The sequence below is a fragment of the Streptomyces sp. NPDC102490 genome (assembly GCF_044765285.1).
Classification (GTDB): Bacteria; Actinomycetota; Actinomycetes; order Streptomycetales; family Streptomycetaceae; genus Streptomyces.
In genome coordinates this window covers 1-24,315 of sequence record NZ_JBIWJU010000010.1, presented here as the reverse complement: position 1 = coordinate 24,315, position 24,315 = coordinate 1, and the positions used below count along the sequence as shown (strand labels likewise).

Sequence of the window (24,315 nt, the reverse complement as noted above, 5' to 3'; positions counted from 1 at the left end):
TGCTGACAAGGCGCCCGCGTTACAGCAAAGCCTTCAGGTGCTCGGCCAGTAGGTCCCAGCGCCATTTCTCCTCGACCCAGGATCTGCCCCGCTCGCCCATCCTGCGGCGCAGTTCCGGGTCGGCGAGGAGGGTGGTGATGCGGTCGGCGGACTCGTTGGGGTCGTCGCCCCGGACCACCCAGCCCGTCTCGCCGTCGAGTACGGCGTCGGGGGCGCCGCCCGAGTCGCCGGCGACGACGGGCAGGCCGGTCGCGGAGGCCTCCAGGTAGACGATGCCGAGGCCCTCCACGTCGAGGCCGCCCCGGCGGGTGCGGCAGGGCATGGCGAAGACGTCCCCGGCGCCGTAGTGCGCGGGCAGTGCGGACCAGGGCACGGCCCCGGTGAAGTGGACGGAGGCGGCGACGCCGGTCTCCTCGGCGAGGCGGCGCAGGTCCTTCTCGTAGGGGCCGCCGCCGACGATCAGCAGGACGGCGTCCGGCTCGGCGGCGAGGATGCGCGGCATCGCCCGGATCAGGGTGTCCTGGCCCTTGCGCGGGACCAGCCGGGACACGCAGACGACCACGGGGCGCTCGGTCAGGCCGAGGCGGGCGCGCACCTCGTCGCCGCCGCTGGCCGGATGGAAGGTCTTCTCGTCGACACCGGGCGGCAGTTGCACCATCCGCGCGGACGCCTCGGGCGTGAGGGCGCCCGCGATGCGGGAGCGCGTGTACTCGCCGAGGTAGGTGATCGTGTCCGTGGACTCCCCGATCCGGCGCAGCAGTTGCCGGGCGGCGGGCAGTTGGGCCCAGCCCGCCTCGTGGCCGTGGGTGGTGGCGACGAGGCGCTCGGCGCCCGCCTTGCGCAGGGCCGGGGCCATCAGGCCGAGGGGCGCGGCCGCCCCGAACCATACCGACGTGCACCCGTGCTCGCGCAGCAGGCCCACCGCCCGCCGGGTGGCGCCCGGCGTCGGCAGCAGCATCGTGGTGCGGTCCCGTACGACGGTGAAGGGCTGCTCGGCGTCGAAGGCGGCGGTGGCCTCGACGCCCTCGCGGCCGCGCTTCCAGGTGGAGGCGTAGACGACCAGCCGCTCGGGGTCCAGCCGTAGCGCCATGTTGTGCAGGAAGGCCTGGATGCCGCCCGGGCGGGGCGGGAAGTCGTTCGTCACGATCAAGGTCTTGCGCACGCCGCCGACCCTACCGAACCGGCCGCCGGGTGCCGGGCCCGGCCGCCTCCTGTGGCAGGCCCACGGGGGTCCGGGTCATCATGGCCGCACCGGCGGACACGCGGGTACGGGGCGGGGACGGGCAGGGGGACAGGCAGGTACGAGGCGGGCACGGACGGGCAGGTAGCACGTGGAGACGAGGGACGCGGGGCGGTCACCGGTGTGGTTGCCGACGGCCTGGGGCGCCACGCGGCTGGTGCTGCTGCTGTTCGTGCTGAAGGTGCTGGTCTTCCCCGGTCCCGACGTCACGAGCGACGTGTCCGTCATCTACCGGGACTGGGCCGGCGTCCTGCGCACCGGAACGTTTCCGCTGGCGGACGTCACCTGGCAGTACCCGCCGGCGGCGGCCTTCGCGGTGCTGGCCCCCGCGCTGCTGCCCTTCCTGGAGTACGCGACGGCGTTCTTCGTCCTCGCGTGTGTCACGGACGCCGCCGTCCTCGCGCTGCTGTGGCGTGCGGGCCGGGGGGCGGGCCGGTCGCCGCGCGGGGCGTGGGTGTGGGTGGCGGGCGTGCCGCTGCTCGGGCCGACGGTGTACGCCCGCTACGACGTGATGGTGACGGCGGTCGCGGTGGCCGCGCTGCTCGCCGCCGGGCGGCATCCGCGGGTGGCGGGGACCCTGGCGGCCCTCGGGGCGCTGCTGAAGGTGTGGCCGGCGCTGGTGCTGGTCGGGATGCGGGGGCGGGCGCCGTGGATCGCCGCCGCGGTGGGCGGGGCGGTGTTGGCCGCGTTGTTCGCCGTGTCGATGCCCGGGGCGTTCGCGTTCCTGACGTTCCAGCGCGAGCGCGGGATCGAGGTGGAGTCGCTGGGCTCGCTGGTCTTCCACGTCGCCCGGCACGTCGGCTGGGAGGGCGGGGTGCTGCTGAACTACGGCTCGATGGAGTTCCTGGGTCCGCACGTGGACACGGTGGGCACGGTCTCCCTGGGGCTGAGCGCGGTCGCGTTCGGCTGGCTGCTGCTGTGGCGGCTGCGGGCCTCGCGGCCGGCGGCCCCGCGGTTCGCGGCGCACACGGCGGCGGACGCGGCGTTCGTGGCGGTGCTGATGTTCACGGTGACCAGCCGGGTGATCAGCCCGCAGTACCTGGTGTGGCTGGTGGGCCTCGGCGCGGTCTGCCGGTGCTTCCGGGCGAGCCGGATGCGGGTGCCGGTCGCCCTGGTGCTGGCGGCGACCCCGCTGACGCTGCTGGAGTTCCCGCTCCTGTTCGGGGACGTCGTGGCGAGCACCCCCCTCGGCATCACGCTCCTGTTCGTCCGCAACGGCCTCCTGGTGACCGCCGCCCTCCTCGGCGCCCGCGCCCTGTGGCGCAGCCCGGTACGCCGCCCCGCCCCGGCCCCGCCCGGCACCCCCGGACGCCTCGGCCGGGCCCCGGCGCCCGCGGACGCCCCCGCCGCCACACCATGAAGCGCTCCGGCCGTCCCGGTCAGCCGAGGCTCGCCCGCAGGTACTCCCGCCAGCGCGTCGTGAGGTCCTCCTCCGTCGTGCCGAGGACCTCGTGCAGCGCGTTCTCGACGGCGTCGGTGCGGTCGTCGTGGGCGCCCACGGCGCGGTAGAACGCGTCCAGCCGGTCCTCGCCCCACTGCTCGGCGATCATCCGGCAGGCCAGCCAGCCGCCCTCGTAGGCCCGGGCCAGCTGTTCCGCCTCGGCGGTGAAGCCGAAGTCCTCGTCCGTCGGCAGGTGCGCGGGCACCCGGCCCTCGGCGACCGTCTCGGCCAGTTCGGGGGCGGCCTGGGCGGGGGTCCGGCCGGTGTCGCGGTAGCCGACCCAGTCGGCGTAGCCCTCGGAGAGCCACAGCGGCGTGGCCGAGGTGGTGTCGGCGCGGGTGGCGACGTGGGTCGTCTCGTGGGTGAGCACGACCTGCTTGCCGAGGCTGCCGAGCAGCCCGTACGCGTCGGGGTTGACGATGATCCGGTCCGCGGGGGCGTGTTCCCGGCCGCCCGTCTCCCCGGTGGTGACCGCGGCGATGCCCCGGTAGGACGAGACCGGGGACCCGAGCAGGCCCGCCATGCCCTCCACCGACCGGGGGACGACCACGACCACCCGGCGGGACCAGTCGCCGTCCCAGGCGTCCGAGACGGCGGGCACCGCCCGGTCGGCCAGGCCGGCGAAGCGGCGCAGCAGCGCGGTGGACTGCCCGACGCCGAGGACGAGGCTGTGCGTGCCGCGGACGACCTCGACCGCGCCCTGGTCCCAGGGCTGCTGGCCGGACTCCTCGGCGGGGCGGTCGGAGTCGACGGCCCACGTCCCGGCCGTGCCGTCCCGGCTCAGCCGCACGGTGCGGCCCGCGGCGACGGGGCCCCGGTCGTAGCCGTCGACGCGGTAGCGCAGCTCGACGTCGGCGGTGGCGGTGTCGCCGCTGCGCTCCACGTCCCGCACCCGGTAGGACCAGGCGGCCAGCGGGAGCGCGCTCAGGCGGTCGAAGCCCGTACCGGTGCCGGTGCGCGCGTAGGCGGCCGCGTCGTGGGCGAGGACGGCCGCCGCACGCCGGTCCAGGACCCGCTGGACGTCGGCCCGGGCGGGGTCGGCCGTGGTCCGGCCGCCGCACGCCACCAGCGCGACCAGCAGCAGGCACAGCGCCACCACCGAGGAACCCGACACCCGCCTTCGACCAGCCACCTTCCCGATCGTACGGGCGAGGGACCGCGAAAGGCACCGGGCGAGGAGAGCGCGGGGGCCGGGAGGGGCCGTGGGGTCACACCCGGGTGACCGAGGAGATCGGCATCATGCCGACCGGGTCGTAGCGCACCGGCGCGCCGGGGTAGGGCGCGTGGATCACCTGGCCGTTGCCCGCGTACATGCCGATGTGGCTGGCGTCGTCGCGGTAGGCGACCAGGTCGCCGGGCCGCGCCTCGGCCAGGGACACCCGCCGCCCGGCGCCGGACTGCGCCTGCGAGGTCCGCGGGATGCCGACCCCGGCCTGGGCGTAGGCCCACTGGGTCAGGCCCGAGCAGTCGAAGCCGGAGGGGCCGTTGGCGCCCCAGACGTAGGGCTTGCCGAGGGCGGAGCGGGCGGCGGCGAAGGCGGCCCCGGCCCGGCCGGAGGCGGGAGCGGCGGCCCCGGCGAGGGCGGTCAGGTCCTCGCGGCCCGAGCGGGACCCGCGCCCGTAGGCGGCCCGTTCGTCGTCCGGCAGGGCGGCGAGCAGCGCGCGGGCCTTGGCGAGCTTGCGCTCCACGGTCTTCTTGTGGGCGGCGACGGCCTTGCGGCCCTTCTCCAGCTCGGTGAGCTTGCGGGCCGCCTCGGCCCGGTCCTGGGCGAGGTCGCGCATCGCCTGCTGGAGCTCCCTCAGCTCACCCGCCTGGCGGGTGCTGATCCGGTCGAGCACGGAGGCCCGGTCGAGGTAGTCGTCCGGTTCGGCGGAGAGCAGCAGCGCCAGCGCCGGGTCGATGCCGCCGGAGCGGTACTGGGCGCCGGCCAGCGAACCGAGCGCGTCCCGCATGGTGTTGACGCGCTGCTGCTGCCGGGCGATGGAGTCCTGCGCGGTCGAGACCTCCTCGCGCAGCGCGTCGGTGCGGGCGTCGGCCTTGTTGTAGGCCTCGGTCGCCTGCTCCGCCTCGGTGCGCAGGCGGTCCACCTCCGCCCGCCGGTCGTCGTGCGGAGCGGCCGCGGCCGGTACGGCGCCCAGGAGTGCGGCGGCCACGGAGAGGAGGCCGACGGCGGCGGTGGAGCCACGGTCGAACCCGGATGGTGCAAGGCGGCGATGGGACCCCACGGGAAGCCGCACTCCTTCCGCTGGCGGACGGGGAAACGCGGCAGACAGTAACCCCACGGCGGGGCACCGGCCAACGACCCGGGGGGCCGCGCAACACGACGCCCCGCCGCTGACGCAGGTCACCGGCGGGGCGGGGGTCACAGGGCCCGGACGTGATTCGCCCGAACGGGCGGCACGGCGGGGGTGACTTCGGGTGGCGCGGGAGGCGTCGGGGTCAGACCCGTACGCCGAACATGAACGGGCCGCCGATGGTGCCCATCGACTCGTAGCGGACGTTCGTGCCGGTGCGCGGCGCGTGCAGCACCTGGCCGTTGCCGGCGTAGAGGCCGACGTGGTGCAGGTCGCTGAAGAAGAAGACGAGGTCGCCGACCTGGAGGTCGCTCATCGAGGAGATGCGCGTGCCGTAGTTGGCCTGCGCCTGGGAGGTGCGCGGGATGCCGACGCCGGCCTGCGCGTACGCCCAGGAGGTCAGGCCCGAGCAGTCGAAGGAGGACGGGCCGGTGGCGCCGTAGACGTAGGGCGTGCCTATCTTGCTCTGGGCGGCGGCGAAGGCGGCGCCCGCGCGGCCGGAGGCGGGGGTGGAGCTGCCGCCGGTGAGCACCTGGCGCTCGCTGGCGCGGTTGGAGCGCTGCTCCTCCTGCTGGAGGGCGGCCTTCTCCTGCGCGGTGAGCGTGTTGAGCAGCTTCTGCGCGGACGAGAGCTTGCCCTGGACCTGCTTCTTCTTGTTGCCCAGTTCGGTGCGGGTGGCGGAGAGGTCCTTGAGCTTCTCGGACGCCTCGGAGCGCTGCTGGGCGAGGTCGCGCTGCTTGGTCTGGATCTTCTTCAGCGCCTCGACCTGCTGACCGCTCAGCTGGTCCAGGGTGGAGGCCTTGTCCAGGTAGTTGTCCGGGTCGGCGGACAGGAAGAGCTGGAGGGAGGGGTCGATGCCGCCGGAGCGGTACTGGGCGCTGGCCATCGAACCGAGGCCGTCGCGCAGCTCGTTGAGCTCCTCCTGGCCGCGGGCGACGTTGTCCTGGAGGGTGGAGATCTCCTTCTGGAGCTTCTCCTGCTTCTCCTTGGCGCCGTTGTACTTCTCGGTGGCCTGCTCGGCCTCCTCGTAGAGCTTGTCGACCTTCGCCTTGACCTCGTCCTTGCTCGGCTTCTCGCTCGGGGCGGCGTTGGCGGCCTGGGAGCTGAGAGCGACAGCGGCGGCGGCAGCGGTGGTGAGCACGGTCACGCGCGTGCGGCTCGGCTGCTTGGGACGACGGTGGGACGCCACGGAGACGAGCTCCTTCTTGAGAGGGATCACCCGTTCGAGGGTTCGAAGGGTGACCCTAGTGACCCACTCGTGATCAGTTCAAATCCTCCGCCGAAAAATCACGGTTACGCACCGCGTTTTTCGCCGCAACTCACCTGCAGTGACACCCTTTTGACGCTACGTTGCGTGACGGTTCCGTCAATTCGGTCATAGGGTGCCTACGTTACGGTTGATGCGGAAGTGAAGGGAAGTGGCCGGAAGCCGACGGCGGGCTCAGGAAAGCCGCTTGAGGAGTACCGCGGACGCCACCGGGCGTGCGCCCGCGCGCGCCACGCCGTCGGCGACCTCGCGGTCGGTGGAGACGACGATGACCGGCCGGCCCGGCGGCTCGGCCCGCACCAGCTGGCGGATCAGCTCGTCGGCGGTGACACCGGGCTTGGAGAACAGCACCCGCACTCCGCGCGGCGGCGCGAGCAGCACCGGCGCCACGAGTTCGGCCCCGTCGAAGACGCAGGTCATCTCGGCGCCGGTCTGCGCGGCGAGCTGGGAGAGCTGGCCGAGCAGCCGCAGTCGCTGCTTCTCCAGCGGCATCTGCGGATAGCCGGTCTTGGTGACGTTGTAGCCGTCGACGACCAGGTGCGCCTGGGGCAGCGCCAGCAACTGGTCGAGGATCGCCGGGTCGTTCTCGGACAGGGCCCGGTTGGCGATGTCCTTCGGCGTCATCCGGCCCGGCTCGACCGCGTCCACGGTCTCGGCGGGCCGCACGGACACCGGGGGCAGCGCCAGCTCGCGGCGCAGCCCCTGGGTGGCGTCGAGGAGGGTGTCCAGGAGCAGCCGTACGCGCATGTCCTCGACGCTGCGCCCCTCGCGGGCGGCCTTGCGGGTGGCCTCCAGGGCCGCCTCGGCCTCCCCGAGACGGGCCTTGAGCCGCCGGGTCTCGCTCTCGGCGGCGGACACCTGGGTCTGCCCCTCGGCCCGTACGGTGTCCAGCTCGGCCTGGACCTTGCGCAGCGCCGCCTCGCCGCGCTTGACGTCGCTGAGGGCGGAGCGCAGCTTGCGGTGCAGCGACTCGGCCTCCCGCTTCGCCGCGTCCAGTTCGGCGCGCAGCCGCTCGGTCTCGGTCCTGGTGTACTCCCGGGCCCGGGCCAGCTCCTCGTGCAGCCGCTCCAGCTCCGCGCGGTTCGCCTCGTCGGCGCGCTCGGCGTCCGCGCGCTGCGCCTCCTCGCCGGCGGCGGTGACCAGCTTCACCCAGCCGTGCGGGCGCAGTACGTAGGCCGCGGCGGCCACGTCCAGCGGGTCGGCGGCCGGGAGCGCGGACCCGGCGTCCAGGGCGCCGGCCAGTTCCGGCTGGGCGTCGCGGAACTTCTCCCCGATGCGCTGGCGGAAGAGCGGGTCGGTCTCCACGGCGGCGGCCATGGCGTTGCCGGCGAACTTGGCCCTGCGGTTCGGGGCGAACCTGGCGTACTGCCTGAGCTGGGCGGGCAGCTCACCGAGGGTGAGCGAGCCGAAGCCGTCGGACACGATCTGCACGACCCGGCGGCGCACGCCGTCGGGCAGCGGGCGGTCGAGCACCTCAGCGGCGCCGTCGCCCGGCCCCCCGCCGTGTGTCTCCACCATCCGTCACCCCAATGTCTCAGGGCGATCCCGGGCCGGAATCGCCTTGTGCGGGGCCGCTCCGCTCAGGAGGCGGCACCCGGCCTGTCCACGAGTTCCACCTGGTCCACGGCGTTGCACCAGCGGCACCGCACCGACTCGATGGTCTCACTGAGCACCTCGCGCTCCTCCACCGTCGGCTCACCGGCCAGATCGAGGTGCACGTACTCGACGACCTTCGAGGCCCGGGTCACGTCGAAGCGGGTGAGGTTGCCGCAGAGGGTGCAGCGCCACCGCGTCGTGTCGGTCGGCAGGGGAACCGTCATCGTGGCTGTTCACTCTCTTCCAGTGTCGGTGACGCGCCGGGCTTCCCGGGGCGTGTGGCACGTAACCCTACGGCCTGGCGGGTGTCCGACGCCCGCGTGTCCGCGGCGGCGAGGCGCTATGAGCCCTCGCGCCCGTTACGTCATGCTCTGTGTCCATGATCCGCAACTGGAACAAGGCGGTCCGCGGAGCGGTCACCGCGGTCGGGGCGCTGGTCGGGGCCCGCTCGTCGCGGCGCCGGGCGGCGCCGGTGACGTACACGCTGATCACGCTGTGCTGTCTGCTGTTCCTGATCAGCCCGGCGGCGGGCCTGAACCCGGTGTACGGCACCGGGGAGGAGCTGCTGGCGGCGCAGCGCGCCTACTTCCGGCGCTGGGGCGTGATCCCAGCAGAACTGTTCGAGGACTCCCCCGGGTCGGCGCTCACCCCGGCCACGGCGCTGTTCGTCCACGGCAGCTGGGTGCACCTGCTGGGCAACATGCTCTTCCTCTACGTCTTCGGCGCGATGACCGAGGAACGGATGGGCCGGCTCCAGTTCGCCCTGTTCTACCTCGGCTGCGGCTACCTGGCGCTGCTGGGCTACGCGGGCGCCAACGCCCACTCCCAGGAGTCCCTGGTCGGCGCCTCGGGGGCGATCTCCGCGGTGCTCGGCGCCTTCCTGTTCCTCTTCCCGCGGGCCCGCGTGACCAGCCTGCTGCCCTTCCTCTTCTTCCTGCCGCTGCGCTTCCCGGCCTGGGTGGTGCTGCCGTTCTGGGCGGCCCTGCAATGGCTGGCGGCGGGACGGGCCGGGGACGGTCCTGGGGTGGCGTACCTCGCGCACCTGGTGGGCTTCGGGCTGGGCTTCGCCTACGCCTGGGTGCGGTTCGGACGGACGACTAGAGTTGGTGACGTTCCAGTGGCGGCGCCCGAGGGAGAGAACCAGCCGTGATCAGCGCGATCGTCCTCATCAAGACCAGCGTGGACCGCATTCCCGAGATCGCGGAGCAGATCGCCGCGCTGGAGAGCGTCAGCGAGGTCTTCTCCGTCACCGGCACCTACGACCTGATCGCCATGGTGCGGGTGAGCAAGCACGAGGACCTGGCCGAGGTCATCCCCGGCCGGATCAGCAAGATCCCGGGCGTGGAGGGCACCGACACCCACGTGGCTTTCCGCACCTACTCCCAGCACGACCTGGAGGCGGCCTTCGCCATCGGCCTGGACAACTGAGACGCGCCCCGAAGGGGCGCGCTTTTCAGGGGCGCGGGGAACTGCGCGACCAGCCACGACGCAGCCGCAGACGACGGACGGCCCGAGGCACCGGATGAAGAGTTCTTCACGCGGTACTCATCCGGCCCACCGGATTCCTCGCGCAGAATCCACCGCATGGTCTTCTCCCGCCGCCTGGCGGCCCTCGCGGCCGTCGTCCTGATCCCCCTCGGCATCGCCGCGACCAGCTTCGCCCTGACCGACAGCCCGCAGCAGCCCAAGGTCCCGGCCAAGGTGGAGCTGGAGAGCGGCTCCCCCACCCCGAAGCCGGCCTCCTCCTCGCCCGATCCGACGCCCAGCGACCAGGTGGTGACGCGGCCGCCGGTCACCGACGGCCCTGCGGATGACGACGATGACGACGACCGGGGCCAGGACGCCGACGACGGACCCGGTGACGGGTGAGCGCGAGCGCCGCCGGGTCTCGGCCCGGGTCCGCATCCTGCTGTGGCTGCTGCTCGTGATGGCGGTCGCGCTGGCCTCGGTGGCGGCGACCACCCGGTCGATCCTGCTGCGCGACACCGACCAGCGGATCAACGGCCTGCTCGCGCAGGAGGCGGGCGAGTTCGCCAACTTCGAGGAGCAGGGCTTCGACCCGGAGACGGGCCGTCCGTTCACCGATCCGGGCCGGCTGCTGCGGGTCTTCCTGGAGCGGCAGTACGCCGACCTGGACGAGGAACTGGTCGGCCTGGTCGGCGAGGTGGGCGGCCAGCCCACCCAGATCATCCAGCAGCGCGAGATCCCGGTCGGCCGGCCCCTGCACGAGGACGCCGACGCCCGGCGCCGCATCTACGCCTCCCCCGACTCCACGGGCGTCCTGGACCGGCCCGAGGGGGAGATCCGCTGGGCCAAGGTCACCGTGGCCCGCTACGGCGGCGAACCGGCGGCGGCCTTCGTGGTCGCCTTCCACCCGGGCCGCGAACAGGCGCGCGCGGACGAGGTGTTCCGCGTCCTGCTCGCCATCTCCGGCGTCGCCCTGCTGATGACGACCGGCATCGCCTGGGTGGTCGCGGGCCGCATCCTGAAACCGGTGCGGCTGGTGCGCACGACCGCGGCCCAGCTCACCGAGCAGGACCTGACCCGGCGCATCCCGGTGCACGGCCACGACGACGTGGCGGCCCTGGCCGAGACGTTCAACGCGATGCTGGACCGCCTGGAGCGCGCCTTCGCCACCCAGCGCCGGTTCGTCGACGACGCGGGCCACGAACTGCGCACCCCGATCACCATCGTGCGCGGCCACCTGGAGCTGATGGGCGACGATCCGGCGGAGCGCGAGGAGACCGTCCGCCTGGTCACCGACGAACTGGACCGGATGAGCCGCATCGTCGAGGACCTGCTGCTGCTCGCCAAGGCCGAACGCCCCGACTTCGTCACCCCCGAACCGGTGCAGCTGGCCGAACTCACCGCCGACGTCTACGTCAAGGCCCGCACCCTGGGCGACCGGGAGTGGGTGCTGGACGGGGTCGCCGACCGGGAGGCCCACCTCGACCCGCAGCGGATCACCCAGGCCATGGTGCAGCTCGCGCAGAACGCCGTGCAGCACACCACGGCCGGCCAGCGGGTCCGCATGGGCTCCCGCGCCGACGGCTCGCGGATCGAGCTGTACGTCGCCGACTCGGGACCCGGCGTGCAGCCGCAGGACGCCGAGGTGATCTTCGAGCGGTTCCGGCGCGGCACGGCCCGGCGCGGGGTGCGCGGCACGGGCGCCGGGCTCGGGCTGTCGATCGTGCGGGCGATCGCCGAGGGCCACGGCGGCCGGGTCGAGCTGCGCACCACCGAGGGCGGCGGCGCCACCTTCGTACTCACACTGGACTGACCCCGAAGAAGAGGCTCCCATGAACCGCATCCTCATCGTCGAGGACGAGGAGCGCATCGCCTCCTTCGTCGAGAAGGGCCTGCGCGCCAACGGCTTCACCACCACCGCGGTCGCCGACGGCGACGCCGCCTTCGAGTACGCCCTCACCGGCGGCTTCGACCTCGTCGTCCTGGACATCGGGCTGCCCGGCCGGGACGGCTTCACCGTCCTGCGGGAGCTGCGCGAGGCCCGGGTGACCACCCCGGTGATCGTGCTGACCGCCCGGGACTCGGTGCGGGACACGGTGGCCGGTCTGGAGGGCGGCGCCGACGACTGGATGACCAAGCCGTTCCGCTTCGAGGAACTGCTCGCCCGGGTGCGGCTGCGCCTGCGCACGGCGGCCAGGGCGCCGGAGGTGACGGTGCTGAGGTCGGGGTCGCTCAGCCTCGACCTGCGCACCCGCCGGGCCCGCGCCCAGGACCGCACGGTGGACCTGACGGCCCGTGAGTTCGTGCTCCTGGAGCTGTTCCTGCGCCACCCGGGGCAGGTGCTGTCCCGCGAGCAGATCCTGTCGCACGTGTGGGGCTACGACTTCGACCCGGGCTCCAACATCGTGGACGTGTACGTGCGGGCGCTGCGCAAGAAGCTCGGCGCCCAGCAGGTGGAGACCGTGCGCGGGATGGGGTACCGACTGCCGACCTGGTGAAGTTTCCTTCATGTGCCCCTCATTGGGGGCTCACCGCGCCCGTGGACGCTCGAGGCGTGACGCTGAACCTCCGCCTCGCGGCGGCCCTGTGCGTGGCGCTGTCCCTGTGCGCGCTGCTGGCGGTCCCCGCCAACTTCCCCGCCCTGGGCGGCGACGCGCGCCTCACCCTCGCCGTGTTCGCGCTGGCCACCTGCGCCTGGATCGGTACGCCGGTCGACGACACGTACATCGCGCTGGGCGCCGGACTCGCGCTGACCGCGACCGGCGTCATCAGCAGCGACACCCTCTTCGGCACCCTGGGCGAGGACACGGTGTGGCTGCTGATCTGCGCCTTCGTGCTGGCGGCGGCGGTCACCCGGACGGGGCTCGCGGGGCGGGCGGCGGCGTTCCTGGTGGGCGGGGCGCGCACGGTGCGGCAGTTGGTGCACCTGACGACGGCCGCGCTGGTCGTCACCGCCTTCGCGGTGCCGGCCACCTCGGGCCGGGCGGCGCTCGCGCTGCCGGTGTTCCTCGCCCTCGCCAAGGCGCTCGCCGACCGCAAAAGGCTGGTCGTGATGCTGGCGCTGCTGTTCCCGACCGTGATCCTGCTGTCGGCGGTGGCGACCCTGATCGGTGCGGGCGCGCATCTGATCACGGTGTCGGTGCTGTGGGAGGCGACCGGGGACCGGATCGGCTTCACCCAGTGGCTGCTGCTCGGCCTGCCGCTGGCGGTCGCCTCCTCCCACCTCGCCGCCGAGACGGTCCTGCTGACGACCACGCGGCGCGCGGACCGCGCGGGCCCGGTCCGCGTCACCGCCGAGGAGATGCAGCGGCACAGCGAGAGCCCGGTCACCGGCCCGTGGACGCAGGCGGAGAAGCGCTGCGCGCTGCTGCTGGCCACGGTGGTGGCCCTGTGGTGCAGCGAGCCCCTGCACCGGGTCTCCCCCGCCGTCGTGGCGCTGATCGGCGCGGTCGTCGCCTCCTCCCCCGCGCTGGGCACCGTACGGCTCAAGGACGCGCTGAAGACCGTCCCCTGGTCGCTGCTGCTGTTCATGGCGGCCACGATGGCGATGGGCGTCGCGCTGGCCGACTCCGGTGCGGCGAAGTGGCTGGTGTCGGGCCTGCCCGCGGACGTCCCGCCGGGGGTCTTCCTCGGCGTGGTGGTCGCGGTGAGCACGGCGGCCCACCTGGTGCTCCAGTCCCGCTCGGCCCGCTCCTCCGTCCTGGTCCCGCTGGTGATCGCGGCGGCCGTCGGCGCCGGGGTCAACCCGGTCGCCGCCGCGCTCGCCTCCACGGCGGCCGCCGGGTTCTGCCACACGCTGCCGGCCTCCGCCAAGCCGGTCACGCTCTTCTCCGACGTCCCCGGCGTCCCCACCTACACCCCGCGCGACCTGCTGCGGCTGTCCGCCGTGCTGGCGCCGCTGACCGCCCTGCTCGTGCTGTTCTTCGCCGCCGCGGTCTGGCCGCTGCTCGGCGTGCCCGTGACCCGCTGAAGGAGCCGTCCGTGACCTCTCCGTCCCGTGTACTGAACCGTGTCGTCGTCGCGCCCAGCGGCTTCAAGGAATCCCTGTCCGCCCAGGCCGCCGCCGACGCCATCGCGGCGGGCGTCCGCCGGGTGCTGCCGGACGCCGAGATCGACCGCATCCCCCTGGTCGACGGCGGCGAGGGCACCGCCGTGGCGCTGGCGTCGGCGACCGGCGGGCGGCTGGTCGCGCTGGCCGCCACCGGACCGGTCGGCGACCGGGTCGGCACCCACTTCGCGCTGCTCGGCGCCCGGGACACGGCGGTGGTGGAGATGGCGGCCGTCGCGGGCCTGTCCCTGGTGCCCCGCGCCCTGCGCGACCCCGGCGCCACGACCACCTACGGCGTCGGTGAGCTGGTCCGCGCCGCGCTGGACACCGGGGTGCGGCGCGTCCTGGTCGGCTGCGGCGACTCGGGCACGTCCGACGGGGGCGCGGGCGCGCTCCAGGCGCTCGGGGCCCGGCTGCTGGACGCGGACGGCTTCGAACTGCCGCCCGGCGGACGGGAGCTGAACCGCCTCGTCCGCATCGACCCGTCCGGTCTGGACGTCCGGCTGAAGGACACCGAGCTGCTGGTCGCCTGCAACCCGTACAACGTGCTGTGCGGACAGCGGGGCGTGGCCCGGGTGTTCGGACCGCAGAAGGGGGCGACGCCCGCGCAGGTCGAGGAGTTGTCGGCCGGGCTGGAGAACTGGGCGCGCGTCCTCACCCGCGACCTGGGGGTCGTCGGCACCGACCTGCGTACGGGCCCGGGCACCGGCGCCTCCGGCGGTCTCGGCGCGGGTCTCGCCGCCGTCGGCGCCCGGCTGCTGCCCCGCTTCGACGTGCTCCTGCACCACGTCGACCTGGACGCCCGCCTCGCCCGCGCCGACCTGGTGCTCACCGCCGAGGGCGCCCTGGACCACCAGACGCCGCGCGGCAAGGTCCCGGCCGAGGTGGCCCGCCGCGCCAAGCTCACCGGCCGGCCCGTGCTCGCCCTGGCCGGCACGCTCGGCGAGGGCGCGCACGAGGTGCCGGGGGTGGACGCCTGCCACGGGATCATGCCGGCGCCGATGGCCCTGGCGGACGCGCTGCTGCGCGCCTCCGAACTCCTCACGGACGCCACGGAGCGGGCGCTGCGGATGGTCGTGCTGGGGTCGCGGCTGCCCGGCCGGGCGGCTCAGGCGCCGGTACCGGCCACCGGGGCGGCGGAGGTACGGTCGGGCACGCAACGCCCGTCCTCGGTGCGGTAGTTCCAGCGGGCGCCGTCGGTCACCAGTTCCCTGACGGCGTCCACGAACCGCTCGACGTGCTCGTCCGGGGTGCCCGCGCCGAAGCTGACGCGGATGGCGTTGAGGGACTTCTCGCCGGGCGCCGCCTCGGGCGCCCCGCACGCGCCCTGGGTCTGCGGGTCGCTGCCGAGCAGGGTGCGCACCAGCGGGTGGGCGCAGAACAGGCCGTCGCGCACGCCGATGCCGTACTCGGCGGAGAGCGCGGCGGCGAAGTGCGAACTGTTCCAGCCCTCGACGACGAAGGAGAGCACGCCGACCCGGGGCGCGTCGTCCCCGAAGAGGGAGAGGATCCGCACCTCGGGCACCTCGGCGAGGCCCTCGCGCACCTTGCCGATCAGGTACTCCTCGCGGGCGACCAGCGTGTCGAACCCGGCCTCGGTGAGCGCCTTGCAGGCGGAGGCGATGGCGTAGGCGCCGATGACGTTGGGCGATCCGGCCTCGTGCCGCGCGGCGCTGTCGTGCCACCGCACGTCCACGCCGCCGTCCGCGCGCCGGGAGACGCTGCGGCTGGCGCCGCCGCCGGCCAGGTACGGCTCGGCCTCGCGCAGCCAGTCGGCCCGCCCGGCGAGCACGCCGGAGCCGAACGGCGCGTACAGCTTGTGCCCGGAGAAGGCGACCCAGTCCACGTCCAGGTCGGCCACCGACACCGGGTGGTGCGGGGCGAGCTGGGCGGCGTCCAGCACGATCCGGGCGCCGTGCGCGTGGGCGGCGGCGGCCAGTTCCCGCACCGGCCACAGCTCGCCGGTGACGTTGGAGGCGCCGGTGACACAGACCAGGGCGGGCCCGTACGGCTCGCGGGCGGCGAGGGCCCGCTCCAGGGTCTCGACGGCCTCGGCGGGGGTGCGCGGGGCGTCGAGGTAGGTCACGTCGGCGTTCCGCCAGGGCAGCAGCGAGGCGTGGTGCTCGGTCTCGAAGACGAAGACCCGGCAGCCGGCGGGCAGCGCGGCGGCGAGCAGGTTCAGGGAGTCGGTGGTGGACCGGGTGAAGACCACCTGGTCCTCGTCCCGGCAGCCGAGGAACTCGGCGACGGTCCGGCGGGCGTTCTCGAACAGGTCGGTCGACAGCTGCGAGAGGTACCCGGCGCCCCGGTGGACGCTGCCGTAGTACGGGGCGTAGGCGGCCACGTCGTCCCACACCCGCTGGAGCGCGGGCGCGCTGGCGGCGTAGTCGAGCGCGGCGTAGGTGACCTCCCCGCCGGTGACGAGCGGCACGGTGACGTCCCGGCCGAGGACGGGCAGCGGGGTGGCGACAGCGGTGGGTACGGACATGACGGACTCCCGTGAGGACCAGCGCGCGGCGGGGCGCTGTGAAGTGAAGTGAGGAAAGGCGTGCGGAGGCGGGGCTCTGCGCCCTATCGCATTCGCTGGTTCACGGAAGACTCCCTCAGACGACCCAGGACCCCTGGTTTCGCGAGGGGTCCGCGCTTGCCGTGGACCTTGCTGTCCACGACCTGGTCTTCACCCGGGGCACCCCGCCACGGACGGAGGGTTGCCGGACAGTCGGCCGGGGCCTCATGACTGTCACTCATCACCTGTCGAAAAACCTAGGGGAAGAGATCGGCGCCCCGCAACCCGAGTCCGGATCGCGGGACGCACGTCACATGTAGGGCCGTACCGCCGTACTGCCGCTCAGGCGTTGCTGACGGCCACCCACCGCTCCAGCACCCGGCGGGCCGCCCCGGAGTCGATCGCCTCGGCCGCCCGGTCCATCCCGGCCCGCAGCTGTGCCGCCAGGGGCTCCTCGCCGGGGTTCAGCGCCACCAGGGCCGCCGCCGAGTTCAGCAGCACCGCGTCCCGTACCGGGCCCGTCTCGCCGGCCAGCAGGCGGCGGGCCACGTCGGCGTTGTAGGAGGCGTCGGCGCCGCGCAGCGCCTCGACCGGCACCAGCTCGATGCCGACGTCCCGCGGGTCGAAGGTCTCCTCGGTCACCCGGCCCTCGCGCACGGTCCAGACCCGGGACGTGGCGGTGGTGGTCAGCTCGTCGAGGCCGTCGTCGCCGCGGAAGACCAGCGACGAGTGGCCGCGCTCGGCGAAGACACCGGCGATGATCGGCGCCATCCGGGCGTGCGCGACCCCGATCGCCTGGGCCTTCACCCGGGCGGGGTTGGTCAGCGGGCCCAGGAAGTTGAACACCGTGCGGATGCCGAGCTGACCGCGGGCCGCCGCCACGTGGCGCAGCGCCGGGTGGAACTTCACCGCGAAGCAGAAGGTGATGCCGGCTTCCTCGGCGACCTCCGCCACCCGCTTCGGCGTCAGCTCCAGGTTGACGCCGAGTTTCTCCAGGACGTCGGAGGCCCCGGACGCCGAGGAGGCGGCCCGGTTGCCGTGCTTGACGACCTTCGCCCCCGTGCCGGCCACGACGATCGCGGACATGGTGGAGATGTTGACCGTCTTGGCGCCGTCGCCGCCGGTGCCGACGATGTCGACGGTCTCCCCCGGCACCTCGATCACGTTGGCGTGCTCGTACATGGTGCGGACGAGCCCGGAGATCTCCTCGACCGTCTCGCCCTTGAACCGCAGGCCCACCGCGAAGGCGGCGATCTGCGCGTCGGTCGCCTCACCGCGCATGATCACGTCCAGCGCCCAGGCGGTGTCGTCCGCGCTCAGGTCGCGGCCGTCCAGCAGTCCGTTCAGCAGGGCGGGCCAGGAGCGGTCCGCCGTGGTGTCGCCTCCAGCGGGGGTCACAGCGCTCATAGCCGCTCCTGAATCGTGTGGGTCGTCGACGGGGGTCGTGCTCCCACCCTATCCAGCCCCGGGCACGGCGAAGGGCCCCGTCCGCGGAACGGAACGGGGCCCTTCGACCGTGGTGTGGCGACGCTGGAAGGTCAGTGGTGGCCGTGGCCGCTCGTGATCTCCTTGTACTCCTCGACGGTCGGCTTCGGAATCTGGGACTCCTCGCCGTAGTAGGCCTCGCTGAGCTTGGCGCGCAGCTTCTGCGTGCCCGTGGCCTTGCGCTCGACGCCGTTCTCGTCGACCGTCGGGCCGATCTCGGCCGGCTTGTACTGCTCGTGCGCCGTGAGCGTGTGCAGCTGCTCCTGGCTGAGCGGCTCGTGCACCTCGATGAACTCACCGTGCGGCAGGCGCTTGATGATGCCGGACTCGCGCCCGTGCAGCACCTTGTCCTTGTCCCGGCGCTGGAGGCCGAGGCAGATCCGCTTGGTGGCGATGAAGGCGAGGACCGGGCCGACGAAGAACGCGATGCGGACGAACCAGGTGATCGCGTTGATCGACAGGTGGAAGTGGGTGGCCCACAGGTCGTTGCCGCCACCGATCAGCAGCACGAAGTACACGGTCAGCCAGGCGACACCGAAGGCCGTACGGGTCGGGGCGTTGCGCGGGCGGTCCAGGATGTGGTGCTCGCGCTTGTCGCCGGTGACCCAGGACTCGATGAACGGGTAGACCGCGATCGCCGCCAGGACCAGCGGGAAGATGATCAGCGGGATCAGCACGCCGAGGACGAGTGTGTGACCCCAGAAGTTGATCTCCCAGCCAGGCATCACCCGGATCAGGCCCTCGGAGAAGCCCATGTACCAGTCCGGCTGGGCGCCGGTGGAGACCTGGTCGGGGCGGTAGGGACCGATGGACCAGATCGGGTTGATCGTGGCGATGGCCGACACGATGGCGATCACACCGAAGACCAGGAAGAAGAAGCCTCCGGCCTTCGCCGTGTACACCGGCAGCAGCGGCATGCCGACGACGTTCTTGTTGGTCTTGCCGGGACCCGCGAACTGCGTGTGCTTGTGGTAGAAGACCAGGATCAGGTGGCCCACCAGCAGGCCGAGCATGATGCCCGGCAGCAGCAGGATGTGGATCGAGTAGAACCGGGACACGAAGTCGTGGCCGGGGAACTCCCCGCCGAAGAGGAAGAACGAGATGTACGTGCCGACGATCGGCACGGACAGGATCGCGCCCTCCATGAAGCGGATGCCGGTGCCCGAGAGCAGGTCGTCCGGGAGCGAGTAACCGGTGAAGCCGGTGAACATGCCGAGGACGAGCAGCAGGAAGCCGAACAGCCAGTTGACCTCGCGCGGCTTGCGGAACGCGCCGGTGAAGAAGACGCGCATCATGTGCACGAACATGCCGGCCAGGAAGATCAGCGCGGCCCAGTGGTGGATCTGCCGGATCAGCAGACCGCCGCGGACGTCGAAGCTGATGTCCAGAGTGGAGGCGTACGCCTCACTCATCATCTGGCCCTGGAGCGGCACGTACGAGCCGTGGTACTCGACCTCGGCCATCGACGGGTGGAAGAACAGCGTCAGGTACACACCCGTGAGGATGATGATGATGAAGCTGTAGAGGCAGACCTCACCCAGCATGAACGACCAGTGGTCGGGGAAGATCTTGCGCATGTTGGCCTTGGCCAGGGAGTAGATCCCCAGTCGGCCGTCGGCCCAGTCGGCGACGCGCTCGCCGGCCGGTGCCTTCCCGCGTGAGCGGGACGGTTCGTTGGCTGCAGTACTCATCCGCGCTCCCAGAAAGCAGGACCGACGGGCTCTTCGAAGTCGCCGAGCGCTTCGAGGTAACCCTCGTCGTTCACGCCGATGCGCAGCTGCGGCAGGGCGTGACCGGCGGGACCGAAGATGACCCGGGCGCCGTCGGCAAGGTCGAAGGTGGACTGGTGGCAGGGGCAGAGCGCGTGGTGCGTCTGCTGCTCGTACAGGGAGATCGGGCAACCGACGTGGGTGCAGATCTTCGAGTACGCCACGATGCCCTCGTGCGACCACTCGAGCTCGCGCTTGTCCTTGATGGAGTCCGGCTCCAGCCGGATGATCATCAGGGCCGCCTTGGCGATCTCGTTCTGGAAGTCCTCGTCGTGCTCCTCCAGGCCCTCGGGCATGGCGAAGGTGAGCGAGCCCACCGCGACGTCGGAGGGACGCAGCGGCTCGTTGGTGTTCATGTTGACGAGGAGCTTGCCCTTGGACCACAGGGTGTGGCGGAGCTTGGTCCCGGGCAGCGGGCCGAGGTCGCGCAGCAGGACGACGCCGGAGAGCGGCACCAGGGTGAGCGCGCCCAGCATCGTGTTGCGGATCAGCTTGCGGCGCCCGATCACGGACTCCTTGGCGCCCTGCTTGAAGTCCGCGTGGACCTTGGCACGGACCTCGGGAGACGCCTCGATCGGGTGCCGCTCGTCGGCGACCTCCTCGTCGGACATCAGGGTGCGGGCCCAGTGGACCGCGCCCGCGCCGATGGCGAACAGCGCGACGCCGAGCGTCATGCCGAGCGCGAAGTTCAGCGCACTGATGTGACCGAGCGGGAAGATGTAGACCGACTTGTCGACGTCGATCGCCACGAACGAGGCGATGAAGCCGATGGTGGCCAGCATCGACAGCGTGAACAGCAGGGCGACCGTGCGCTCGGACCGCTTGGCGGCCCGCTCGTCGACGTCCTGGACCCGCGGCTCGTGGGGCGGCAGCCCCGGGTCGGCGAACGGGTTCGTCTCGTCCGCGGGCCGGGCGGCCGCGCCGTGCGGGCGGTCCTGCTCTGCCGGCAGCTTCGTTTCTGGAATGTCTTGGCTACTCATGACTTCTTGGCCTTTGCGGTCCGAGCGGCGACCCAGACGGCGACGGCGATCAGCGCGCCCAGTCCGAACACCCAGGCGAACAGACCCTCACTGACCGGGCCGAGTCCGCCGAGGCTGAGACCACCGGGGTTCTCGGTGTCGTCACCGTTGACCGCGTCCAGGTAGGCGATGATGTCCTTCTTGTTCTGCTCCGACAGCGTGGTGTCGGGGAAGGAGGGCATGTTCTGCGGGCCGGTCTGCATGGCCTCGTAGATGTGCTTCGGGTCGACGCCCTCGAGGCTCGGCGCGTACTTGCCGTGCGTCAGGGCGCCACCCTTGCCGGTGAAGTTGTGGCACTGCGCGCAGTTGGTGCGGAACAGCTCACCGCCCTTGGCGATGTCCGCGCCCTCGGGGCCGTACTTCTCCTCCGAGGGGACGGCCGGACCGGCACCCAGCGACGCGATGTAGGCCGCGAGCTGGTCGATCTCCGCCTGGGAGTAGATGACCTTCTTCTTCGGAACCTGCGCGCCGGGCTGCTGGGCGGGCATACGGCCGGTGCCCACCTGGAAGTCGACGGCCGCGGCGCCTACGCCGACCAGGCTCGGACCGTCGCTGGTGCCCTGCCCTCCGGTGCCGTGGCAACTGGCACAGCCGACGGCGTAGAGCTTCTTGCCCTCGTCGATGGCGAGGGACTGGGCGGATTCATCGGCCTGCGCCTTGCTCGCGGGTGCGAACGCGGCGTACAGCCCCCCTGTGCATGCCAGCGCGAGGAGTAGGACGACGAGGGCCGCCAGCGGATGGCGTCGTCGTGCGGAGAGCTTTTTCACGGATTACCCCGGTGTCAGGATCTTCTGCGTCGATGCTTCTGGTATTGCGCGGGTGCGTGCCGCGACTACTTGATCAGGTAGATCGTGGCGAACAGGCCGATCCAGACCACATCGACGAAGTGCCAGTAGTAGGACACGACGATGGCGGCGGTCGCCTGCTCGTGGGTGAACCTCCGGGCCGCGTAGGTGCGGCCGAGGACCAGCAGGAAGGCGATGAGGCCGCCCGTCACGTGCAGTCCGTGGAAGCCGGTGGTCAGGTAGAACGCCGAGCCGTACGGGTCGGAGGACAGGGAGATCCCGTCCTTCTTGACCAGTTCGGTGTACTCGAACACCTGACCGCCGATGAAGATCGCACCCATCACGAAGGTGACGATGAACCACATCCGGAGCTTCTTCACGTCACCGCGCTCGGCCGCGAACACGCCGAGCTGGCAGGTGAGGGAGGAGAGCACCAGGATCGTGGTGTTCGTCGCGGAGAACGGGACGTTCAGCGCGTGGGCCTTCTCGGACCAGAAGTCCGGGCCCGTCACCGATCGCAGGGTGAAGTACATCGCGAAGAGGGCCGCGAAGAACATCAGCTCGGAACTCAACCAGATGATGGTTCCGACGCTGGTGAGGTTCGGCCGGTTGACCGACGGGTGCGCGTGCCCGGTTTCTACTGTCGTTGCTGTCGCCACGACCGACATTATGTCGGTCGCTTATCCCGCCCTCACCCCGGGGGGTGCCGTTCGGTGTGTTCCCCCTGCTTGTACGGCCCGGATGGCCCATCGAACGGCCCGTCGAAGCCCTGTCCGAACCCGTGCTGACGGGACGTCCGAGGGAGTAGCATCCGCCCCAACGGGCTACGACAGCCTTCACCGGTCTCACCGCGTATCGGAGGAAGCATGCAGGCGACCGCCACGGTGCTGGTCTACAGCGACGACTCCAACACCCGCGAACAGGTGCGGCTCGCGACCGGTCGCCGACCGGCTCCGGACGTGCCCGTGGTCGAGTTCCTGGAGTGCGCCACCCCGGCCGCCGTGCTCAAGGAGCTGGACAAGGGCGGGATCGACGTCTGCGTCCTGGACGGTGAGGCGGTGCCCATGGGCGGCATGGGCATGTGCCGCCAGATCAAGGACGAGGTCTTCCAGTGCCCGCCGGTGCTGCTGCTCATCGCACGGCCGCAGGACGCGTGGCTGGCGACGTGGAGCCGGGCGGAGGCGGCTGTGACGCTGCCGGTGGAGCCGGTGGAGTTCGCGGGTGCGTTGGCTTCGCTGCTGCGGCAGCGGAGGTTGCAGAGCGCCTGAGAGCTCGGGAGCGCGGCGCTCTGGCGGGTGCGGCTGCGTCGTGGCTGGTCGCGCCCACGCGGCGGAGCCGCATATCGATACAGCCCCGCGCCCCTCAGGAGCTCACACAGCCGTTGGGCGTAGACGTGCCGTGTCCTGGTTGTTCGACGCACCCGTGCCGCCAGTCAGGGCGCTGCCCGTGCGCCATTTCGTCCAGTCCATGTTCCAGTCGCCGAAGCCGTTGCCGAAGGGTTCCATCGTTTCGCCGTCCGAGTTGACGACCTGGACCAGGTCGCCCTCCTGGACCGTGTTGAAGAACCACTCCGCGTTGTCGGTGCTCATGCCGACGCAGCCGTGGCTGACGTTGGCGATGCCCTGGGAGCCGACGGACCAGGGGGCGGCGTGCACGTACTCGCCGCTCCAGGTCACGCGGGTGGCCCAGTGGACCGGCAGGTCGTACGCCTCCGACGAGCCCTCGGCGATGCCGACGGTGGTGCTGCGCATGCGTACGAAGGATTCCTTGCCGAGGACGACCTTGACGCCGTTGCGGGTCTCGAAGCCGGGCTTGCCGGTGGTGACCGGGATCTCCCGGATCGCCTCGCCGTCCTGGTAGACGGTCAGGGTGTGCGCGGAGGCGTCGGTGACGGCCACGACGCGGTCCTCCGTGGTGATCTTCAGGGGCTTGGCCTTGCCGCCCCACATCCGGTCGCCGATCTTGATGCCGTCCAGGGTGCTGTGGACCTTGATGGTGGCGTGGGCGGGCCAGTACTCCTGGGGCCGGTAGTGGAGCTTCTTGTCGTCCACCCAGTACCAGGCGCCCTGCACCGCCGGGGTGGAGTCGACCTTCAGGGCACGCTCCACTATGGCCCGCTGCGCCGGGTCCCGGACCGGCTGGCTCAGTTCCGCCGTGACGGGCTGACCGACGCCGTACCCGCCCGCCTTGGGCCCGAAGGCGACGTCCAGGGTCTTCTTCGCGCCGGGCTTGCCGGTCTCGAAGGTGAGCACCTTGCGGCCGGGCGCCCCGTCCTCGTCCTCGGTGCTGACGCGCACCGTGTAGCTGGCGTTGGCCGCCAGGGGCGAGGTGCTGTGCCAGCGGGCGCCGTCGGCGGACAGCTCGCCCGCGACCTGGCGTCCGGCCGCGTCCATGGCCGTGACGTCCGTGATGCGCCCGTCGGCGCCCTCGGCGACCACCTCCAGGGGTTTGTCCGGGTCGGCCTTCTTCCCGGCGTCCGTGGGGCCGTTGAAGGAGATCTGGCCGGCCGCGTCGTAGGGCGTGGCGGACAGCGGGTTGTCGTCGTCGCCGAGGCAGGCGGTGCCGCTCGCGCCGAGGGCGATCACCAGCAGGGTGCAGCCGACGACCGTGCGCCCCCGCGCCTGGAAGTGAACCGGGATGCTCATGGCCTCACGCTAGGGAGAGACGTCAACGGCGGCACGGTGGGTAAGCCGGAAGGGTGAGGGCGGTACGGCAGACGAAGGGGCCCGGACGCTCCTGACGGAGTGTCCGGGCCCCTCGGTGCTCGACGCGTGCTACTGGGTGCGGTTCTCACCGCGGTAGTACTCGAAGACCCAGCCGAACAGGCCGACCATGAGGACCGGTGCCGAGAAGTACATCACCCACCAGCCGACCGCGATGCCCAGGAAGGCCAGCGCGCCGCCGACGGCGAGCGCGAGCGGCTGCCAGCTGTGCGGGCTGAAGAACCCGACCTCGCCGGCGTCGTCCGCGACGTCCGCCTCCATGTTGTCCTGCGCCCCGGCGTCGACCCGCCGCGCCGTGAAGGCGAGGTAGAAGCCGATCATGATGGCCAGGCCGAAGGCCAGGAACAGCGCCGTGGTGCCGGCCGGCTCCTTGGACCAGTAGCCGTAGACGACCGCCACGGCGAGGATGAAGACGCTCAACCAGATGAACATCTTGCCCTGGATCTTCACTTCCCGGCCTCCTTGCCGCCGGCGAGGGCCTTCTCACCGTGGCCGACGTTCTCCAGCTGGTCGACAGCGGAGATCTCGGGGTGGTGCAGGTCGAAGGCGGGGGATTCACTGCGGATGCGCGGCAGCGTGAGGAAGTTGTGCCGCGGCGGCGGGCAGGAGGTCGCCCACTCCAGCGAACGGCCGTAGCCCCACGGGTCGTCCACCTCGATCTTCTTGCCGTACTTG

General features: G+C 72.2%; 23 protein-coding genes, 1 pseudogene and 1 riboswitch. Of the genes and pseudogenes, 9 read left to right on the top strand and 15 right to left on the bottom strand.

Annotated features, from left to right (window positions below; all coding sequences use genetic code 11):
* Positions 1-19: 19 nt before the first annotated feature.
* On the bottom strand, positions 20-1,162 hold the full coding sequence (locus ACIRGB_RS23250; protein ID WP_403868236.1) for a glycosyltransferase family 4 protein: 1,143 nt from the start codon (positions 1,160-1,162) through the stop codon (positions 20-22).
* Between the two features lie 169 nt (positions 1,163-1,331).
* On the opposite strand from ACIRGB_RS23250, the gene ACIRGB_RS23245 reads away from it, so the two are divergent.
* Positions 1,332-2,600, top strand: coding sequence for a glycosyltransferase 87 family protein (locus ACIRGB_RS23245; protein WP_403868233.1), 1,269 nt, complete (start codon positions 1,332-1,334; stop codon positions 2,598-2,600).
* Positions 2,601-2,619: 19 nt separating this feature from the next.
* Here the strand turns inward: ACIRGB_RS23245 and ACIRGB_RS23240 are convergent, their stop codons facing one another.
* The 5 genes from ACIRGB_RS23240 to ACIRGB_RS23220 form a co-directional block, all read right to left on the bottom strand.
* Positions 2,620-3,813: a hypothetical protein gene (locus ACIRGB_RS23240; protein ID WP_403868230.1), complete on the bottom strand. Its 1,194-nt coding sequence runs from the start codon at positions 3,811-3,813 to the stop codon at positions 2,620-2,622.
* 76 nt (positions 3,814-3,889) lie between these two features.
* Complete coding sequence (locus tag ACIRGB_RS23235; RefSeq protein WP_403868228.1) at positions 3,890-4,906, bottom strand: NlpC/P60 family protein; 1,017 nt, start codon at positions 4,904-4,906, stop codon at positions 3,890-3,892.
* 214 nt (positions 4,907-5,120) lie between these two features.
* On the bottom strand, positions 5,121-6,164 hold the full coding sequence (locus ACIRGB_RS23230) for an NlpC/P60 family protein (protein WP_403869090.1): 1,044 nt from the start codon (positions 6,162-6,164) through the stop codon (positions 5,121-5,123).
* Positions 6,165-6,416: 252 nt separating this feature from the next.
* Complete coding sequence (locus ACIRGB_RS23225) at positions 6,417-7,760, bottom strand: NYN domain-containing protein (RefSeq protein WP_403868225.1); 1,344 nt, start codon at positions 7,758-7,760, stop codon at positions 6,417-6,419.
* 62 nt (positions 7,761-7,822) lie between these two features.
* Complete coding sequence (locus ACIRGB_RS23220; RefSeq protein ID WP_052841425.1) at positions 7,823-8,062, bottom strand: hypothetical protein; 240 nt, start codon at positions 8,060-8,062, stop codon at positions 7,823-7,825.
* A 155-nt stretch (positions 8,063-8,217) separates the two neighbouring features.
* On the opposite strand from ACIRGB_RS23220, the gene ACIRGB_RS23215 reads away from it, so the two are divergent.
* The 7 genes from ACIRGB_RS23215 (at position 8,218) to ACIRGB_RS23185 (ending at position 14,534) form a co-directional block, all read left to right on the top strand.
* Positions 8,218-8,988, top strand: coding sequence for a rhomboid family intramembrane serine protease (locus ACIRGB_RS23215; protein WP_403868223.1), 771 nt, complete (start codon positions 8,218-8,220; stop codon positions 8,986-8,988).
* A complete protein-coding gene (locus ACIRGB_RS23210; RefSeq protein WP_030186400.1) occupies positions 8,985-9,266 on the top strand; it encodes an Lrp/AsnC family transcriptional regulator in 282 nt (93 codons plus the stop codon). The genes ACIRGB_RS23215 and ACIRGB_RS23210 overlap by 4 nt, the downstream gene beginning before the upstream one ends.
* 156 nt (positions 9,267-9,422) lie before the next feature.
* Positions 9,423-9,707 (top strand): small secreted hydrophilic protein, encoded by a 285-nt coding sequence (locus tag ACIRGB_RS23205; protein ID WP_403868220.1) that lies wholly within the window; start codon positions 9,423-9,425, stop codon positions 9,705-9,707.
* 58 nt (positions 9,708-9,765) lie between these two features.
* Positions 9,766-11,118, top strand: coding sequence for an ATP-binding protein (locus ACIRGB_RS23200; protein WP_403869087.1), 1,353 nt, complete (start codon positions 9,766-9,768; stop codon positions 11,116-11,118).
* 19 nt (positions 11,119-11,137) lie between these two features.
* A complete protein-coding gene (locus ACIRGB_RS23195; RefSeq protein ID WP_123623468.1) occupies positions 11,138-11,803 on the top strand; it encodes a response regulator transcription factor in 666 nt (221 codons plus the stop codon).
* A 56-nt stretch (positions 11,804-11,859) separates the two neighbouring features.
* Positions 11,860-13,275 (top strand): SLC13 family permease, encoded by a 1,416-nt coding sequence (locus ACIRGB_RS23190; protein WP_403868217.1) that lies wholly within the window; start codon positions 11,860-11,862, stop codon positions 13,273-13,275.
* A gap of 11 nt (positions 13,276-13,286) precedes the next feature.
* Complete coding sequence (locus tag ACIRGB_RS23185) at positions 13,287-14,534, top strand: glycerate kinase (protein ID WP_403868214.1); 1,248 nt, start codon at positions 13,287-13,289, stop codon at positions 14,532-14,534.
* Here ACIRGB_RS23185 and ACIRGB_RS23180 read toward each other — a convergent pair.
* From ACIRGB_RS23180 to ACIRGB_RS23155, 6 genes are all read right to left on the bottom strand, one after another.
* Entirely contained in the window at positions 14,462-15,841 is a 1,380-nt protein-coding gene (locus ACIRGB_RS23180) for an aminotransferase class V-fold PLP-dependent enzyme (RefSeq protein ID WP_403868211.1), read from the bottom strand. The genes ACIRGB_RS23185 and ACIRGB_RS23180 overlap by 73 nt on opposite strands.
* A gap of 147 nt (positions 15,842-15,988) precedes the next feature.
* A riboswitch (SAM riboswitch) is annotated at positions 15,989-16,105 on the bottom strand.
* Positions 16,106-16,201: 96 nt separating this feature from the next.
* Positions 16,202-17,266 (bottom strand): anthranilate phosphoribosyltransferase, encoded by a 1,065-nt coding sequence (gene trpD, locus ACIRGB_RS23175; protein WP_403868209.1) that lies wholly within the window; start codon positions 17,264-17,266, stop codon positions 16,202-16,204.
* A gap of 131 nt (positions 17,267-17,397) precedes the next feature.
* Positions 17,398-19,035, bottom strand: a complete 1,638-nt coding sequence (locus ACIRGB_RS23170; RefSeq protein ID WP_403868206.1) for a cytochrome bc complex cytochrome b subunit — start codon at positions 19,033-19,035, stop codon at positions 17,398-17,400.
* The gene (locus tag ACIRGB_RS23165) at positions 19,032-20,093 is read right to left on the bottom strand and encodes a Rieske 2Fe-2S domain-containing protein (protein WP_403868203.1); all 1,062 of its coding nucleotides are present in this window, start codon (positions 20,091-20,093) and stop codon (positions 19,032-19,034) included. The genes ACIRGB_RS23170 and ACIRGB_RS23165 overlap by 4 nt, the downstream gene beginning before the upstream one ends.
* Positions 20,090-20,899, bottom strand: a complete 810-nt coding sequence (locus tag ACIRGB_RS23160; protein WP_123623479.1) for a c-type cytochrome — start codon at positions 20,897-20,899, stop codon at positions 20,090-20,092. The genes ACIRGB_RS23165 and ACIRGB_RS23160 overlap by 4 nt, the downstream gene beginning before the upstream one ends.
* A 65-nt stretch (positions 20,900-20,964) precedes the next feature.
* Positions 20,965-21,585 (bottom strand): heme-copper oxidase subunit III, encoded by a 621-nt coding sequence (locus tag ACIRGB_RS23155; RefSeq protein ID WP_030186375.1) that lies wholly within the window; start codon positions 21,583-21,585, stop codon positions 20,965-20,967.
* A 198-nt stretch (positions 21,586-21,783) separates the two neighbouring features.
* Between ACIRGB_RS23155 and ACIRGB_RS23150 the strand changes: the two genes are divergently transcribed.
* Positions 21,784-22,185, top strand: coding sequence for a hypothetical protein (locus ACIRGB_RS23150; RefSeq protein WP_403868199.1), 402 nt, complete (start codon positions 21,784-21,786; stop codon positions 22,183-22,185).
* Positions 22,186-22,287: 102 nt separating this feature from the next.
* Here ACIRGB_RS23150 and ACIRGB_RS23145 read toward each other — a convergent pair whose 3' ends face one another.
* The 3 genes and pseudogenes from ACIRGB_RS23145 to ACIRGB_RS23135 all read right to left on the bottom strand — a co-directional run.
* Positions 22,288-23,562: an Ig-like domain-containing protein gene (locus tag ACIRGB_RS23145; RefSeq protein WP_403868196.1), complete on the bottom strand. Its 1,275-nt coding sequence runs from the start codon at positions 23,560-23,562 to the stop codon at positions 22,288-22,290.
* 129 nt (positions 23,563-23,691) lie between these two features.
* Positions 23,692-24,090 carry a cytochrome c oxidase subunit 4 gene (locus ACIRGB_RS23140; protein WP_403868193.1) on the bottom strand — a complete coding sequence of 133 codons (399 nt, stop codon included), beginning with the start codon at positions 24,088-24,090 and terminating at the stop codon, positions 23,692-23,694.
* Positions 24,087-24,315 (bottom strand): annotated as a pseudogene (locus ACIRGB_RS23135) (cytochrome ubiquinol oxidase subunit I); the annotation flags it as partial. The gene ACIRGB_RS23140 and the pseudogene ACIRGB_RS23135, both read right to left, overlap by 4 nt.